We start from the raw sequence: 15,077 nt of genomic DNA, 5'->3' as shown, positions 1-15,077 counted from the left end.
GGGGTCGCTGAGCAGCATCGGCGCGGTGCGGTCGACGATGACGGGGGCCGCGGCAGGCTTCGACGCCTCGACCGGAGCGCCGGCCGGCGCGGAAACCGTGGTGACGCTTCCTGGCGCCGCCAGTCCAAGGATCTTTGCCAGCGGCTTTTCGGTATAAAAGGCAAGCTTGCGCTTGCCGGCCTTGGTCACGTTGATGCCGTCGTCGGAGCGCAGGCGCACCGGCTGGCCGTTGATGTCCGGCCCGGAGGTGACAAAGGCGCCGTTCTCGTCGACGAAGCCGTCCCAGACATCGACGAACTCTCCGCCATGCGTCTGTGCGGCAGAATGATAGATGTCGTTGAAGGCCAGCATGTCCGAGGTCATCTTCGCCGCCCCGAACGCCGGCATGCCGACCCACAGGAACGGCACCTTTGCATCCTGGATGGCCTTGCCCAGCGCATCGGTGCGGCGCTCGTATTCCTGGGTCCAGTTCTCGGAGCGCGGCTGCTCGCGCACGTCGCCGACGCGCATCTGCTGGCGGTCGTTGGAGCCAAGCATGATCACCACGACGGACGGTTTCTCCGTCTCGATCAGCGACTTGATCTCGACCGGCCAGTTGTAGAAATCGTCACGCACGAAGCCGGACGAGCCGTTGCTGCGTGAAACGATCCTGACTGCGGGATTGTCGGCAAAGGCGGTGTCGAGACCCTCGGCCAGCCCGCCCGCCAGAAAATCGCCGACCACCAGCACGACGCGGGAATCCGGCGTCTTCTCGATGATCGGCGTCTCCGGTTCGGCCGGCGGGCGCGGCTTGGATTTCTTCTTTGGTTTCGGCCTTGCCTTCTGGATTTCGGCCGGTGGCTCGATGCGCTCGCTGCGGCGCGGGAACAGAAGATCGCGCAGCGACCAGCCGCGGCTTTCCTCTTCCTGCGCGAAAGCTGGCGTATGGAAAGCGCTGGAGCCGGCGACGGCAAGCACGGCGATGGCCAGGACAAGGATCGGCAGGCGGCGAACGATCAGCCGGATACGCGCAACCGTAACCAATCAAGTCTCCATCCCTTGGCGCATGATCATGCAAAAGCGGGGAAATCATGCGCAAGCCGAAGCGCTACAGCATCCTTTCCGTCTTTGAAAGGATGCTTCACGCCATGGACGGCTCTATTGCTTCCGAAGCCATTTCAGCACTTCCAGGCTCGGATAGCCATCCTGGGTCAAGCCGACCTTCGCCTGGTAGGCCATGATGGCGGCCTTCGAGCCTTCGCCGATCTTGCCGTCGAACTTGCCGTCATAATAGCCGTGCTCGGAAAGCCGCTTCTGCAGTTCCTGCCGTTCCTCGAAGCTGAGCTTGGTGAAAGGCCGCTGCCAGTCCTGCACAAGACCGGTGCCGCCGGCGATCTCGTCGGCGAGCAGGCCGACGGCCAAAGCATATTTGTCGGCGTTGTTGTAGGCCTTGATAACCGAGAAATTCCTGATCATCAGGAAGGCCGGTCCGCCCCTGCCGTCCGGCACCTTCAATGTCGCCTTGTCGGTCAGGTTCCTGAACGGCTTGCCATTGGCCCTGGTGACGCCGAGCGCCTTCCATTGCGCCAGCGTCTTCGATCCGGCGGGCAGCTTGCCGGCGGGCAAGGTCACTTCGTAGCCCCAGGTCTTGCCGGCCTGCCAGCCGTTCTTCCTCAAAAGATTGGCGGATGTCGCAAGCGCGTCGGGGATCGAATTCCAGATGTCGCGCCGGCCATTGCCGTCCATGTCGACGGCGTAGCGCTGGTAGCTGGTCGGGATGAACTGCGTCTGGCCCATCGCGCCGGCCCAGGAGCCCATGAGATGGCCTTCGTCGATGTCGCCGGTCTGCAGGATCTTCAACGCGGCGATCAGCTGGGTGCGGGCGTATTTCGACCGCTTCGGGTCGCCATAGGCAAGGGTGGCCAACGAACGGATGACATTGCGCATGATGTCGTCGCGCTTGAGGATCTCGCCATAGTTCGATTCCATCGACCAGATGGCGAGAAGAATGTTGCGGTCGACGCCGAACCGCGCCTCGATCCGATCCAGCCACGGCCTCCATTTGCGCGCCATCGCCTGACCGTTGGCCACCGACTGGTCATGCACGCGGTTGTCGAAATAGTCCCAGGCGGGAGCGGTGAATTCCGGCTGGGTGCGGGCCTTTTCCAGCACGACCGGGTCAGGCTCGATGCCCCTCATGGCCTGGTCGTAGACCGCGCCGGAAACGCCGCCCTGCACGGCGGTGGCACGGAAGCCCACGACCCACTGGCGGAACCCCGCATCGGCGAAAGCAGGTCCGGCGGGCATCAGCAAGGCGAGCGTGAGGCCGGCGGCCGTCACCAGTGCCGTCAGGCGCCTTGCGGTGTTGCGAACGGACATCTTTTTCCTCCTTCGTCAAATCAGGAAGGATCATTCAACGCCGAACCGGGTTAGTATTTAGTTTACCATAGGTGCCGCCGGGAACGAAAAGAGAGGTCGCGGCTTTTAGCCCTGCGCGTTCAACTCAGCCGTTCGGTAATTCAACATTCCGGCGTGAAAATGTTCGGGGGTATTGCGGAGCAGATCGCCGAGCGGATAATGGGCTCAAAACGGATGGGGTGGAGCATGAAGCGAGTTCGCAAGGCAGTTTTCCCGGTCGCCGGCCTCGGCACACGGTTTCTTCCGGCCACCAAGGCCATTCCGAAGGAGATGCTGACCGTCGTCGACCGGCCGGTCATCCAGTATGTGGTCGACGAGGCGCGCGATGCCGGCATCGAGCATTTCATCTTCGTGACCGGACGCAACAAGGCGGTCATCGAGGATCATTTCGACGTCCAGTTCGAGCTCTACGACACGCTGGCCCAGCGCGGCAAGGACGACCAGCTCGCCCGCCTGCAGCGGCTGCAGCCGGCGCCGGGTCAAACCAGCTTCACCCGCCAGCAGGTGCCGATGGGGCTTGGCCATGCCGTCTGGTGCGCGCGCGAGCTGGTCGGCGACGAACCGTTCGCGCTGCTTTTGCCCGACATGATCATGCAGTCGGAGAAAAGCTGCATGAAGGACATGGTCGAACTCTATGCCGAGACCGGCAGCAACATCATCGCCGTGCAGGAATGCGATCCGGCCGAGGCGCACAAATACGGCATCGTCGGCCGTGGCGAGGATACCCATCACGGCTTCCGCATCACCGGCATGGTGGAGAAGCCGAAACCGGGCACGGCACCCTCCAATCTCTTCATCAACGGGCGCTATATCCTGCAGCCGGAGATTTTCGGCATCCTCGAAAACCAGGAGCGCGGCGCCGGCAATGAGATCCAGTTGACGGATGCGATGCTGAAGCTGGAAAGACAGCAGCCCTTCTACGGCTATCATTACAAGGGGCGCACCTTCGATTGCGGCTCGCCGGAAGGCTTCGTCGAAGCCAATGTCGCCTTCGCGCTCTGGCGCAACGACATGAACGAGAGCATGGCCGGCGTCATCCGCACCCTGCTGGATGAGGTGCGGCCAGCGGAGCGGAGTGAGGCCGCTTCTTAGATCTAGCAATCATTCAGGCAATTCCGATTGGCCGCGGTTCCGACTTGCGGGTTACCGTTGCACCTTCAAGCCGAGATAGACGCTGTTGGCGACATAGTCGCGACCGGGCAGGTTGCTGGTCAGCTTCTCCGTCCTCACCCGCGTGGTGAGGCCGGCGTAGCGGTTCAGCCACCAGGTCAGCCCGGCCTCGGCGCTCAGGATCAGGTCGTGGCCGTCGGAGCCGGTATAATCGCGCCAATCGAGGCCAAGCGACGAATTCGCCGTCAGGTTGGCGCGGATTTGCCGCTCGCCGGTGAGCCGGCTCGAGTAGAGGACATCGCCGCTCTCGTTAGCCGCGGTCGTGCTCTCGATGGTGGTCCTTCCGGTGAGGCCGATGATCGTGCCGCGCTCGGGCGACCATTTGAGATCGGCGTTGACATACGGCCCCGCATTGGCCGGCAGGCGGTCGTCATCGATCGCTTCGCGCAGCCATCCGACGGAAAATTCGCCGGAAAGCTTGTCATGCATGTCGAGCTCGAGGCCGGCGCGCGCGCCGAGCCGCGTCGAGGAGCGCTCGAAACCGTTGCTGTCGAGGCGCAGATCATAGATCCGCCGGCCGGCTTCCACTTCGGCGAAGGGCGTGATGGCCGGTGAGACCTGGTAGCCGGTACGCAAGGTCGCGGAGTAGAGCGTGGAGTCGCGATCCTTCTGCGACAAGACGGTGCCGTCGGAGAGCTTGGCGTCGCCGTAGAAATCATGCCTGACCGCGCCGGTCAGCGTGTAGCGCATCTTGACGACATCCTTCTCGACGCCGAGGCTGCCGTCCACGGTCTGCCGCAGCGGCTGCGAGGTGACGCCGGCAATGGCATCGGGCGAGGAGGCAGATTCCGGCACGGTTTCATAGCCGAGCTTGGCGATGGCGCGCAGCTCATGGTCGAGGTCGACATTGAGCTGGCCCTCGATCCGGCCCTGCGCATCGTTGATCTTCTGGCCCGAAAGCGTGTTGCGGAAGATGCCGTAGCCGTCGATGACGGCCGAATTCTCGCGCCAGTCGGAGGTGGCGGAAAAACGCAACGCCGTTTCGGACAGCACCGCCGGCCTGCCGCCGCTGCTGCCATCGGCGTTGGACGTCGCGGTAAAGCCTTGCTCCAGCGTCGGCCGGAAGACGAAAGTGCCGAGCTTGATGCCGGGGGCGGCGAAGGGATCGTCCTCCGGCTTGATTTTCTGGCCGTCGATCGACCCCGTGCGCTCCGCGCCCGGATCGAGCTTCTGCCTGTCGACGCTGTCGATGGTGACGGCGCGGCGGTTCGCGCCGTCTTCGTCGGCGGCCGCCGTGTCGGCCTGATCGCCGGTGGCGGCGGTCTTGGTCGTGCTGTCGGTGGTCTGGCCACGCTTCTTCTTGGCCTTTTTCTTATCGGCCGCCTTGGCGTTGCTTTTCGCGTTGGCGTCAGTTGCGCGCTGCCTGGCGGTCGAAGGCCGGCGTGGCTTGGCCGCGGTCTGATTGTCGGCGAAAGGGTCACCGGTCGCTTCCGGCTGGTCGAAGATGCTGTCCGTCGCCGTCTGGTCGTCGTCCGCAACAGCTCCCGGGCTTTCCGGCTGGTAAGGATTTGCGAGCGTCTGGTCCTCGGCCGCCTGGGTCGCCGGAGCCGTCTGATCCTGAGATCCTTGCGCCCGCAATTGCCTCGCCTTGCGCTGCTGGTCGGCCAGGATTGCCGATTCGGAGACTTCGCCGCGCAACTCGGTTTCCTGCGCGAACACCGGCGCAGGGCGCAGCAGGGCAAGAATGCTTGCCGTCAGCAGAAGCGCTGCAACGGCAATGCCCTTCCGACCCGTTTTCGTATCTGGCTCGCCCCCGGACATCGTCACCACTGCTCGCGCGGCGCAGGCGCGCCATACTTACCGGACCGTAAATGCGGATGGTTAACGGAGGGTTGAAACGGGTCGGTTCCGCGGCCCCCGACGCACGCGAAACGGGAATTCCGTTGGACAGGCGAGCGACATGGCGCTAATGGCATCTGCCATGCATGCGGGGTCCCCAGAAAGAAAGCAGCCGGACAGGCAGGCTGCGATCGAGTCGGCGCTGAGAACCGTGGCGACGGAGCAGGCCGGCGTCGCGGCGCTCGCCACAGCGCTCGGCAACGGCCTGGCCGAGCCGTTCGCGGCCGCCATCGATCTTATTTCGCGCATCGAGGGGCGCGTCATCGTCACCGGTGTCGGCAAGAGCGGCCATATCGGCTCCAAGATCGCCGCGACGCTCGCCTCGACCGGCACGCCCGCCTTCTTCGTCCATCCCGCCGAGGCCAATCACGGCGATCTCGGCATGATCGCCAGGGATGACGCGATCATCGCCATGTCATGGTCAGGCGAGAGCAAGGAACTGATGGGCATCGTCGCCTATTCCAGGCGCTTCTCGATCCCGCTGATCGCCATCACCTCCGGCGAGAGCTCCGCGCTGGCGCGCGCCGCCGATGTCGTGCTGCTCCTGCCGGCCGTGCCGGAGGCCTGCCCGCACGGGCTGGCTCCGACGACATCGGCGCTGCTGCAACTGGTCATGGGCGATGCGCTGGCGATCGCGCTGCTCGAGGCGCGCGGCTTCACGCCGGACCATTTCCGCACCTTCCATCCCGGCGGTCAGCTCGGCGCCAATCTGATGCAAGTCTCCGAGATCATGCGGGTGGGCGATCAGATTCCAATCGCCCTAGTCGGAACGAAGATGCCGGAAGCGGTGATGACGCTATCCAACAAGAAGGTCGGCTGCGTCTGCATCGTCGATACGAAAGGCGAACTGGTCGGGATCATCACGGACGGCGATGTCGCGCGCAATCTGCATCGCAACCTGGCCAACATCGCCGTGGAAGACATCATGACGAGGACGCCGAAGACGGTCGACCCGCAGACCCTGGCCGGCACGGCTATCGCTCTCCTCAACGAGCACAATATCGGGGCGCTGGTCGTGACCGAGAATAAAACGCCCGTGGGCGTGGTTCATTTCCACGACCTGCTGCGCATCGGCGCGGCTTAGTTCACCCTATCTTCGTTGACTCAGACAGCCTCGACCGTCAGTTCAAGATCGGTATCGGCGGCGCCCGTTACGCGAACCTGCGTGCCGGCCGGCAGATCCGGGCCCGAGACACGCCACAGCGTGTCGCCGAGCTTGATGCGGCCGCGGCCGTCCTTGATCGGCTCCGCAAGCGTGGCCATCTTGCCAACCATCTGCGCGCCACGGCGGTTCAGCAGCGGCTGATCGGTCGGATCATGGCGCCCGCCAACCAGCTTCTTGCCGACATAGGCCGAAACCAGTGAAAGCGTGAGGAAGGCGAGCACCTGGACTTGCCAGGTCCAGAAGCTCGCGTCCCAGATCAGCAGCGAGACCGCGCCGATGAGCAGCGCTGCGATGCCGATCCACAGCATGAAAATGCCGGGAGCGATAACTTCCATCACCAGCAGGACAAAGCCGAGAACCATCCAGTTCCAAGGGCCAAGTTCGAATACAATGCGGTCGAGCATGAGAGTAGCCTCCTACGATCTCAGCTCTCGCTCGGGCGAACCACGGGCGGGCGGCTGGCCTGCCGTTGCGCGCCGGTGGTGCCTTCGCTCCTGAACACTTCCTTGGCTATCTCGCCAATGCCGCCAAGGGTGCCGATCAACGAAGAAGCTTCGAGCGGCATCAGCACGACTTTACTGTTGGCGGCCGAGCCGATCTTGGTCAGCGCTTCCGTGTATTTCTGCGCGACGAAGTAATTGAGAGCCTGCACGTCGCCTTTGGAGATGGCTTCGGACACGACTTGCGTGGCGCGGGCTTCAGCTTCAGCCGAGCGTTCGCGGGCCTCCGCATCGCGAAACGCGGCTTCCCTGCGGCCCTCAGCCTCCAGGATTTGCGACTGCTTGAGACCTTCGGCGGCGAGGATCTGCGCGCGCTTGTTTCGCTCGGCCGTCATCTGCCGTCCCATCGATTCGATGAGGTTGGCCGGCGGATTGATATCCTTGATCTCGACGCGGGTGATCTTGATGCCCCAAGGGTGCGCGGCTTCATCGACGACGCGCAGCAGGCGCTCGTTGATGGCGTCGCGGTTCGACAAAAGTTCGTCGAGGTCCATCGAACCCATGACCGTGCGGATGTTGGTCATGGTCAGGTTGAGGATGGCGTTTTGCAGGCCGGAGACCTGATAGGCTGCCTGCGCCGCGTTGAGAATTTGGAAGAAGGCTATGCCGTCGACACCCACTATAGCGTTGTCCCGGGTGATGATCTCCTGGCTCGGGACGTCGAGCACCTGTTCCATCATGTTCATCTTGGCGCCAATGCGGTCGATAAAGGGCACGATGAGATTGAGGCCCGGGCTCAATGTCTTGGTATAACGGCCGAAACGTTCAACCGTATAATTGTAGCCTTGCGGGATTGTCCGGATGCCTTTGAAAAGCACCAACACGACAAGTGCAACAAGAACAATGATGGCGATATCGAAACCGCTGAAGCCCATTTCGTTTCTCCCTCAAAAGGCGGCGACCTCACGGAATCACTTAAGTGTGTTTCCGCAACGTTACAATCAGGTGATCATGAATATCGGTTAGCGGAGGCTTTTGCGCACCGGTTTCAAGGCCTGTCGGTGAAGCCCGTCACACCCAGCCGCACAGCTCGCGCCGCACCAGCGCTTCGATCACCGCCATCCCCTCGGCGCTGTCGTTGAGGCAGGGGATGTGGGCGAAGTTCTTGCCGCCGGCGTGGTGGAAGGTCTCGGCGGCTTCGCGGCCGATCTCGTCCAGCGTCTCGATGCAGTCGACGGAAAAGCCAGGATTGACGACTGCGATCGACTTGACGCCGTCCTTCGCCAGCTTCTCGACGGTGACGTCGGTGTAGGGCTGCAGCCATTCCTGGGCGCCGAAGCGCGACTGGAAGGCGGTGATGAGCTTCTTCTCGTCCCAGCCGAGTCTTGCCCTGAGCAGCTGGGTCGTTTCGAGGCAATGCGCCTGGTAAGGGTCGCCCTTGTCGGAATAAGGTTTTGGGATGCCGTGGTAGGAGGTGATCACCACCTCCGGTTCGAAGTCGAGCGTCGCAAGATGCCTCTCGAGCGAACGGGCGAGCGCATCGATATAGATCGGCTCGTCGTAATAGGGCGGCACGCTGCGGATCGCCGGCGCATGCCTGATCTGCATCAGCGCGCGGAACAGCTGGTCGTTGGCGGTCGCTGTCGTCGTCGCCGAATATTGCGGATAGAGCGGAAAGGTGAGGATGCGCTTGCAACCCTGCTCGACCAGCCGGCGGGCGACGTTTCCGGTGGAGGGATTGCCGTAGCGCATCGCCCAGTCGACGACGACGTTCGGCAGGTCGCCAAGCGCGCCGGCGAGCTTTTCTGCCTGGGAGCGGGTGAAAGTGCGCAGCGGCGACTCGTCCTTCTCCCGGTTCCAGATCCTGGCGTAGTTGGCGCCGGACTTTTTCGGCCGCGTGGTGAGAACCAGCCCGTAGAGGATCGGATACCAGATCGCCTTGTTGAGCTCGATGACGCGAGGGTCGGAGAGGAATTCCCTCAGATAGCGCCACATCGGCTTGAAGTCGGTGCCGTCAGGCGTGCCGAGATTGATCAGCATGATGCCGATCTTGCCCGCCTTCACCGGCGCGGCGCCCGCCGGGACCGGACCGGCGGTCTCGGCGGCTTTCGCATCGGCAGGGCTGGCAAGCGTCATCAACAGTCTCCAGGCACCGAAGGCTACGCAATTCCGGACGGAAAATCGTTGCACAATGGAATTGCTTTATGCGCCGCGAAACTAGCGATGCCGTGCCGGTTTTCAATGCTGCGTCTGGCCGCACCTTATCTCGTTCCAGCCCGAAAACGGAACACCCGCCCGGCATTGCCGGGCGGGTGCCAAGAACTCACGGGAAGAAACTACTTTGCGGCCGGCGGAATGGTGAGCGTGGCGCCGAGCGGCAGGCGGCGCGGCCTGAAGTCCTTGTTGGCCTCGGAGATCAGCTTCCATTTGGCGCCGTCGCCATAGTTCTTCTTGGCCAGGTCCCAGTAGGTGTCGCCGGCGGCTATCACATGGCTGGTCTCTGGGCTGGTCTCTGGGCTGGTCGCGGCCGGCTTGGCCTCGGTGGGCGCTGTCTCGGCAGGTTTTGCCGGTTCTGCCGCCGGGGCAGGGGCGGGGGTCGCTGGAGCAGTCTCAGCCGGCTTTGCGGTCTCCGCCGGAGCCGTCGTTGCCGGAGCGGTTTCGGCCGAAACGGTCGGCGGCGTGCCGGCGATATCGCCGGAATTGGACGGCAAAGCCGGCATTGCGGGCTCGGCGGCTGGTGCCGTCGTGGCAGGAGCAGTCTCGGCTGGCTTTGCCGGTTCAGCCGCAGTCGCCGTCGCGCCGACCTCGGTGATGCGCCCGTCGAGCTTCGGCGTATAAGGCCGGTGCGCGCCGAGATAGTCGGCCACCACCTGCTCCAGGCCCGGACCGTAGTCGTAGACGTCGGTCGCCTTTTCGGCGAAGACCTTGTAGCCGTCGCCGCCTTGGCGGACATAGTTGTTGGTGGCGACGAGATACTGCTTGTCCGGATTGATCGGCGCCCAGGAGCCGTTCTCCATCACCTCGACGGATTTGACGCGGCCGGCATTGGGCGCGACCGACTTGTCGAAGGCGTATTTCAGGCCGGCCACCTGCGGGAAGCGGCCGGCGCCGTCCTCGATCTGGCTGAGGCCGTTTTCGAGACCGGCGACCAGATCCTTGCCGGAGATCTTGAACGTCGCCAGCGTGTTCTGGAACGGCAGCACCGTCAGCACCTCGCCCATCGTCACGGTGCCCTGGTCGATGGAGGCGCGCAGGCCGCCGCCGTTCGAGATGACGATCTCGACGCCCTGGCCCTTGACGCGGTCGAGGATGGCGTCGGAGACGAGATTGCCCATCTCGCATTCGCGGGCGCGGCAGTTCTCGCGGCTGCCGTCGATTGCCTTGGTGGTCTCGGCGACCTCCTTGTTCTTCAGCGCTTCGATGGGCGCGCCAAGCTCCTTGATGCGGGCGAGAACGGCGGGGTCGGGGGTGATCGACTTGTCGAGATAGATCGGATCGCCGCTAGCCGATTTGACGACGCCGTTGTCGTTGAAGACGACCTTGAACTCGCCGAGATATTTCGAATAGGACGCCGCCTGCACGACCGGCACCTTGGAGCCGTCGGGATTGTCGACCATCGTCGGATAAGGCCCCGCCGCCTTCGGATCGGTGTTCGACAGAAGCGTGTGGCTGTGGCCGCCCACGACCACGTCGATGCCGGGGATTTTCGCGATGACATCGCGCTCGCGGTTGTAGCCGATATGGGTGACCGCGATGATCTTGTTGATGCCTTGCGACTTGAGCTTCTCAACTTCGGCCGTGATCGACTTGACGTCGTCCGCGATGGCGATGTTGGGGCCGGGCGAGGCGAGTTCCGGCGTGTCGTTGGTGACGGCGCCGACGATGCCGATCTTCTGGCCGCCGACCTCGACAACGATCGACGGCTTGATCTTGCCGTTGGCACCGGACTTATCGTTGGGCACGACATTGGCGCTGACGACGGGGAACTTCGCCTTGTCGAGGTAAGGCACCAGCGCGCTTTCGCCATCGTCGAATTCATGGTTGCCGAGCGTCACCGCGTCGGGTTTGATCTGATTGAGGAATTCCTCCTCCGCGGCACCCTTGTACGTGATGTAGAACAGCGATCCCTGGAAGCTGTCGCCGGCATTGAGCAGCAGCACGTTCTGGCCTTCGAGCTTCTTGCGCTCCTGCGCGATAGCGGTGACCAGCCGGCCCGCGCCGCCGATGCATTCGCCCTTGGTCTCTTCCTCGGCGGAACAGGTCGACTCGTATTTGTTGTTGCCTTCGATGCGGCTATGCCAATCGTTGAAATGCAGGATGTTCAGCGTGTAGTCGGCGAAGGATGCTCCGGCCGACAGGCCAATCATCGAGGCAGACAGGGCTAGAATGGCGGCAATCTTCTTCATCTTCGTCTCCCGGATAAGCTGACCTGAAGTGCTTAATGCCCTCGCTTGACTGGAAAATAACAGTCAGCTGCGGGTCATGTTCACATCGCGTTTTGGTCGATGCAAGCGGAAATCGGGAGGAGGTTTGCCGGCACAAAAAAGGACGGCGGCTCGCGCCGCCGACCCCAACAAGATTGATGTCAGACTATGCTCAGGCGCGGCGCGTCAGCACGAAGTTCTGGCCGCTGGCACTGGTGCAGTTGAGCTGGCTGGTCGAGACCATGAGGCAGTTGAAGCTGACCGGCGTCTGGCGGATCAGCGACGTGCCGTGGATCTCGACCGAGGTCGGTCCGGTCATGGTGTAGCTGCCTTCGGACAGCTTCTGGCCGGTATCGGTCGCGACAGTGGTGAAGCTGCCGGCCGTGAAGGTCGACAGGCCAGTGCCCTTGGCGTCGATCCAGTTCCCCTCGACGCCTTTGGGCGCCGCTGAAATCGGCTCGGAAGGGCCGGTCGTGGTGCAGGCGGCAGCGGCCAGAAGGCTTGCCGCGGCGCCTGCCGTAAGCAATTTGCGCGCAATGGTCATTTGAAAAATCCTCTCCTCTCGCATCGGCCCGAAAATCGCTTTCCGATTTTCGGAAAGCACGATGCGTTCATTAAAGTGCTAGAGCGTACTTTGTGCGTCCGAATGGACGCACGTCGCTCTAGGCCGCTTCATTTCAATCGCCCGATTTCCGGGCGATTGCAAGGTGGAGAGAGATACCGGCAGAGCCGCTATCGCACCAGGATGTTGCGGAACTGCCACGGGTCGTCCTTGTCCATATCCTCGGGGAAAAGGCCGGGGCGATTATCCAGCGGCGTCCAGTCGGTGTAATAGCCCCTGACCGGCCCGAGATAGGGAAACTGCACCTCCAGGCAGCGCCTGAAATCCATCTCGTCGGCCTCGACGATGCCGGCCATCGGATTTTCCAGCGCCCAGACCATGCCGGCGAGCACCGCCGAGGTGACCTGCAGGCCGGTGGCGTTCTGGTAGGGCGCGAGCTTGCGCGCCTCGGCCAGCGACAGCTGCGAGCCGTACCAGTAGGCGTTCTTGTCGTGGCCGTAAAGCAGCACGCCGAGCTCGTCGACGCCGTCGACCAGCTCGTTCTCGTCGAGCACATGATGCACGGGCTGCGCCTTGCCGGCGGCGCCGAACATCTCGTGCAACGACAGCACGGCGTCGTTGCAGGGATGGTAGGCATAGTGGCAGGTTGGGCGGTAGTTCACCTTGCCCTTCTTGCCGCGCACGGTGAAGAAATCGGCGATCGAGATCGCCTCGTTGTGCGTCACCAGGAAGCCGTATTGCTCACCCGGCGTCGGGCACCACGAGCGCACGCGCGTGTTGGCGCCGGGCTGCTCCAGATAGATCGCCGCCTGCGAGCCGTTGTTGTGCTTCCTGCCGTTCTTCGGCATCCAGTTCTCGTGCGTGCCCCAGCCGAGCTCGGCGGGCTGCAGGCCTTCCGAGATAAAGCCCTCGACCGACCAGGTGTTCCAGAACACGTCCATCGGCTTCGGCTTCTTGGTGCGCTGGGTATCGCGCTCGGCGATGTGGATGCCCTTGACGCCGGCCTTTTTCATCAGCTTGGCCCAACCGTCGCGGTCGTGCTCCGCGGGCACCACAAATTCGAGCCCGAGGTCGGTGGCGAGGTTGACCAGCGCCTGTTTGACGAACCACGAGACCATGCCTGGATTGGCGCCGCAGCAGGAGATCGCGGTGGTGCCACCCGGGGCCTTTTCCTTCTCCAGGCGCACGCTCTCGCGCAGCGCATAGTTGGTGCGCGAGGCGTTGTCGGCCTTGGCGTCGAAATAGAAGCCGAGCCAGGGTTCGACGACCGTGTCGATGTAGAGCACGCCGAGCTTGCGGCAGAGCTTCATCAGCTCGAGCGAGGAGGTGTCGACCGACAGGTTGACGCACATGCCCTGGCCGCCGCCATTGGTAAGCAACGGGGTCAAAAGCTTCTTGTAGTTCTTCTTGGTCACCGCATCCTGAACGAAGGTGATACCGCGCTCGTCGAGCAGTCTGCGGTCGGTGTCGCGCGGGTCGATGACCGCCATGCGCGACTTGTCGAACTTGAAATGGCGTTCGATCAGCGGCAGCGTCCCCCGCCCGATCGAGCCGAAGCCGATCATCACGACAGGGCCGGTGATTTCACCGTAAACGGGCCAGTTTTCATTCGCCATTTTTTCGGACACTCCTTCAAATACATGCAAAATCCGGGCGTTTCCGCCCGAAGCGCTACACCACAGATCATTGTCATAAACCAGCGAAAAGCGCCAACCGCCGGCTAAGTCGCAATGGCGGCGTGGTTAAGCCGCCTTGGCCATGCCGTCGAGGAAGGCAACCAGCCGGTCGCGGTCGGCAGCCAGGCCCTTGTAGTCGAGCTGCGCCTGGTCGAGCGCGTTGAGCTGCCCGGCAAAAGATACCGCAAGCGTCGCCCTGTCAGGGTGCCGGACAAGCACGGCCAGCGGATCGAGATGGATGCGGATGGTGAAGAGGATGTCGCGCGAGACCGGCAGCTTGCGCAGCGTCTGGCGCTCGACTCGGATGAAGGCGTTGGCGTTGATGTCGCCGTCGGGGAAGCGCGTCGGGCGGTTGGTGGCGCGGTCGATGCGCTGGATGTTGGAGAGCGGATGATAGAGCGCGTCGCCCGCCTGGATCGACCAGTTGAAGCGCTCGACCGCCTGACCCTGCAGGCCGTCGAACATGCGGTTGATGACCTCGGCGGGCCGGGTGCCGGGGCCGAAGCCCGGCACCGGCGCGTGGATCTGTTGCAGCGGCTTGCCGAATTTTTCCTGAAGCGACCAGGACGAGGGGAAGCAGAGCGAGCCGGCGGCCAGCCGCCAGCCGTCATCGCCGCGGCGCATCAGGATCAGATCTTCCTGGACGAGCAGCGAGGCGTTTACGAGTGGCGCTTCGCGCAGGGCGGGAGCCAACTTTTCGAGCGCTCCTTCGAAGCCGATCACCTCGATATCCGGGCCCTTGCGGTGATGGGTGCCGGAATGCCTTGCCGCCAGATGCGCGACGAGCAGTTCCAGCACCTCGCGCTGCGCGGCGCGGGTGCCGTCTTCCTCGACAAAGACCTTTTCCGGGATTTCCTTATAAAGCCGCAGCTTCTCGATGAGATGCGGCAAAAGGAATTCGTCGACCTCGATCCAGCGATCGAATTCAAGTGGCTTCAGCCCGATCGTGAAGAGTTTGGAGGACCCGTCATAGGGCGTATGGGTCGGTTGGCGAATGGTCATGCCTGCCTGGGTGCTATCCAGTTTGATGTCTTCAGCCTCAATCAGCCGAGTTGCGCCGGGATCAGCCCGCGCAGCGAATTGCCGACGAAGATCGCCTTCGCGGACTTCAGATCGTCGAAGGTGTAGATCGCTTCCACGGCGCGGCCTTCGTCCAGAAGCGTGCCGCGCAATATCCCAGGCAGCAGGCCGCAATCAAGTCTTGGCGTCGCCAGCACGCCGTCGCCGAAGTCGGCAAAGAGGTTGGTGATGGTGCCTTCGCAGAGTTCGCCGCGCTCGTTGGCGAGCAGCACCTCGTCGGCGCGGGTGGCGAGATACTCGGCGCGCGCCCGCTGGTAGGTTTCGCGCCGGCTGGTCTTGTGGCGCAGCAGCGTGTCGCCGGAATCGAGCCGGACCCGCGCCAGC

General features: G+C 63.3%; 13 protein-coding genes. 2 read left to right on the top strand and 11 right to left on the bottom strand.

Annotated elements, in window-relative coordinates; translation table 11 throughout:
* Together DH10_RS15695 and DH10_RS15690 are read right to left on the bottom strand one after the other, a co-directional pair.
* Positions 1–1,023: SGNH/GDSL hydrolase family protein (locus DH10_RS15695; RefSeq protein WP_192384945.1), on the bottom strand; the 1,023-nt coding region annotated here is incomplete at its 3' end.
* A 114-nt stretch (positions 1,024–1,137) separates the two neighbouring features.
* A complete protein-coding gene (locus DH10_RS15690) occupies positions 1,138–2,358 on the bottom strand; it encodes a lytic murein transglycosylase (protein ID WP_192252383.1) in 1,221 nt (406 codons plus the stop codon).
* 225 nt (positions 2,359–2,583) lie between these two features.
* Here DH10_RS15690 and galU point away from each other — a divergent pair, with 225 nt between their 5' ends.
* On the top strand, positions 2,584–3,489 hold the full coding sequence (gene galU / locus DH10_RS15685; RefSeq protein WP_192252386.1) for a UTP--glucose-1-phosphate uridylyltransferase GalU: 906 nt from the start codon (positions 2,584–2,586) through the stop codon (positions 3,487–3,489).
* Positions 3,490–3,540: 51 nt separating this feature from the next.
* Here galU and DH10_RS15680 read toward each other — a convergent pair whose 3' ends face one another.
* Positions 3,541–5,328: an outer membrane beta-barrel protein gene (locus DH10_RS15680; protein WP_192384946.1), complete on the bottom strand. Its 1,788-nt coding sequence runs from the start codon at positions 5,326–5,328 to the stop codon at positions 3,541–3,543.
* 160 nt (positions 5,329–5,488) lie between these two features.
* Here DH10_RS15680 and DH10_RS15675 point away from each other — a divergent pair, with 160 nt between their 5' ends.
* Entirely contained in the window at positions 5,489–6,490 is a 1,002-nt protein-coding gene (locus DH10_RS15675) for a KpsF/GutQ family sugar-phosphate isomerase (RefSeq protein WP_192252389.1), read from the top strand.
* Positions 6,491–6,510: 20 nt separating this feature from the next.
* Here DH10_RS15675 and DH10_RS15670 read toward each other — a convergent pair whose 3' ends face one another.
* From DH10_RS15670 to DH10_RS15635, 8 genes are all read right to left on the bottom strand, one after another.
* Positions 6,511–6,975 carry an NfeD family protein gene (locus DH10_RS15670; RefSeq protein ID WP_192252392.1) on the bottom strand — a complete coding sequence of 155 codons (465 nt, stop codon included), beginning with the start codon at positions 6,973–6,975 and terminating at the stop codon, positions 6,511–6,513.
* Positions 6,976–6,995: 20 nt separating this feature from the next.
* On the bottom strand, positions 6,996–7,946 hold the full coding sequence (locus DH10_RS15665; RefSeq protein WP_192252395.1) for an SPFH domain-containing protein: 951 nt from the start codon (positions 7,944–7,946) through the stop codon (positions 6,996–6,998).
* Between the two features lie 136 nt (positions 7,947–8,082).
* The gene (hemH, locus tag DH10_RS15660) at positions 8,083–9,147 is read right to left on the bottom strand and encodes a ferrochelatase (protein ID WP_192252399.1); all 1,065 of its coding nucleotides are present in this window, start codon (positions 9,145–9,147) and stop codon (positions 8,083–8,085) included.
* 200 nt (positions 9,148–9,347) lie between these two features.
* Positions 9,348–11,417 (bottom strand): 5'-nucleotidase C-terminal domain-containing protein, encoded by a 2,070-nt coding sequence (locus DH10_RS15655; RefSeq protein WP_192384944.1) that lies wholly within the window; start codon positions 11,415–11,417, stop codon positions 9,348–9,350.
* A 190-nt stretch (positions 11,418–11,607) separates the two neighbouring features.
* The gene (gene omp10 / locus DH10_RS15650) at positions 11,608–11,979 is read right to left on the bottom strand and encodes an outer membrane lipoprotein Omp10 (RefSeq protein ID WP_192252405.1); all 372 of its coding nucleotides are present in this window, start codon (positions 11,977–11,979) and stop codon (positions 11,608–11,610) included.
* Between the two features lie 188 nt (positions 11,980–12,167).
* Positions 12,168–13,613, bottom strand: a complete 1,446-nt coding sequence (locus tag DH10_RS15645) for a homospermidine synthase (protein WP_192252408.1) — start codon at positions 13,611–13,613, stop codon at positions 12,168–12,170.
* 126 nt (positions 13,614–13,739) lie between these two features.
* On the bottom strand, positions 13,740–14,675 hold the full coding sequence (locus tag DH10_RS15640; RefSeq protein ID WP_192252411.1) for a heme-dependent oxidative N-demethylase family protein: 936 nt from the start codon (positions 14,673–14,675) through the stop codon (positions 13,740–13,742).
* A 41-nt stretch (positions 14,676–14,716) separates the two neighbouring features.
* A partial coding sequence (locus DH10_RS15635) for an aminotransferase class IV (RefSeq protein ID WP_192384943.1) occupies positions 14,717–15,077 on the bottom strand: 361 nt, incomplete at its 5' end.

This window comes from Mesorhizobium silamurunense (assembly GCF_014843825.1).
In the GTDB taxonomy this organism is placed as follows: domain Bacteria; phylum Pseudomonadota; class Alphaproteobacteria; order Rhizobiales; family Rhizobiaceae; genus Mesorhizobium; species Mesorhizobium silamurunense.
Note: the sequence above shows the minus strand (reverse complement) of the source record. Positions and strands in the feature narration are given on the sequence as shown.

What these genes read in the sequence shown, in the direction of transcription:
- hemH (WP_192252399.1), bottom strand. Translation starts at nt 9,147, where the DNA reads ATGACGCTTGCCAGCCCTGCCGATGCGAAAGCCGCCGAGACCGCCGGT.
- DH10_RS15640 (WP_192252411.1), bottom strand. Translation starts at nt 14,675, where the DNA reads ATGACCATTCGCCAACCGACCCATACGCCCTATGACGGGTCCTCCAAA.
- DH10_RS15645 (WP_192252408.1), bottom strand. Translation starts at nt 13,613, where the DNA reads ATGGCGAATGAAAACTGGCCCGTTTACGGTGAAATCACCGGCCCTGTC.
- DH10_RS15655 (WP_192384944.1), bottom strand. Translation starts at nt 11,417, where the DNA reads ATGAAGAAGATTGCCGCCATTCTAGCCCTGTCTGCCTCGATGATTGGC.
- galU (WP_192252386.1), top strand. Translation starts at nt 2,584, where the DNA reads ATGAAGCGAGTTCGCAAGGCAGTTTTCCCGGTCGCCGGCCTCGGCACA.
- DH10_RS15680 (WP_192384946.1), bottom strand. Translation starts at nt 5,328, where the DNA reads ATGTCCGGGGGCGAGCCAGATACGAAAACGGGTCGGAAGGGCATTGCC.
- DH10_RS15665 (WP_192252395.1), bottom strand. Translation starts at nt 7,946, where the DNA reads ATGGGCTTCAGCGGTTTCGATATCGCCATCATTGTTCTTGTTGCACTT.
- DH10_RS15690 (WP_192252383.1), bottom strand. Translation starts at nt 2,358, where the DNA reads ATGTCCGTTCGCAACACCGCAAGGCGCCTGACGGCACTGGTGACGGCC.
- DH10_RS15675 (WP_192252389.1), top strand. Translation starts at nt 5,489, where the DNA reads ATGCATGCGGGGTCCCCAGAAAGAAAGCAGCCGGACAGGCAGGCTGCG.
- DH10_RS15670 (WP_192252392.1), bottom strand. Translation starts at nt 6,975, where the DNA reads ATGCTCGACCGCATTGTATTCGAACTTGGCCCTTGGAACTGGATGGTT.
- omp10 (WP_192252405.1), bottom strand. Translation starts at nt 11,979, where the DNA reads ATGACCATTGCGCGCAAATTGCTTACGGCAGGCGCCGCGGCAAGCCTT.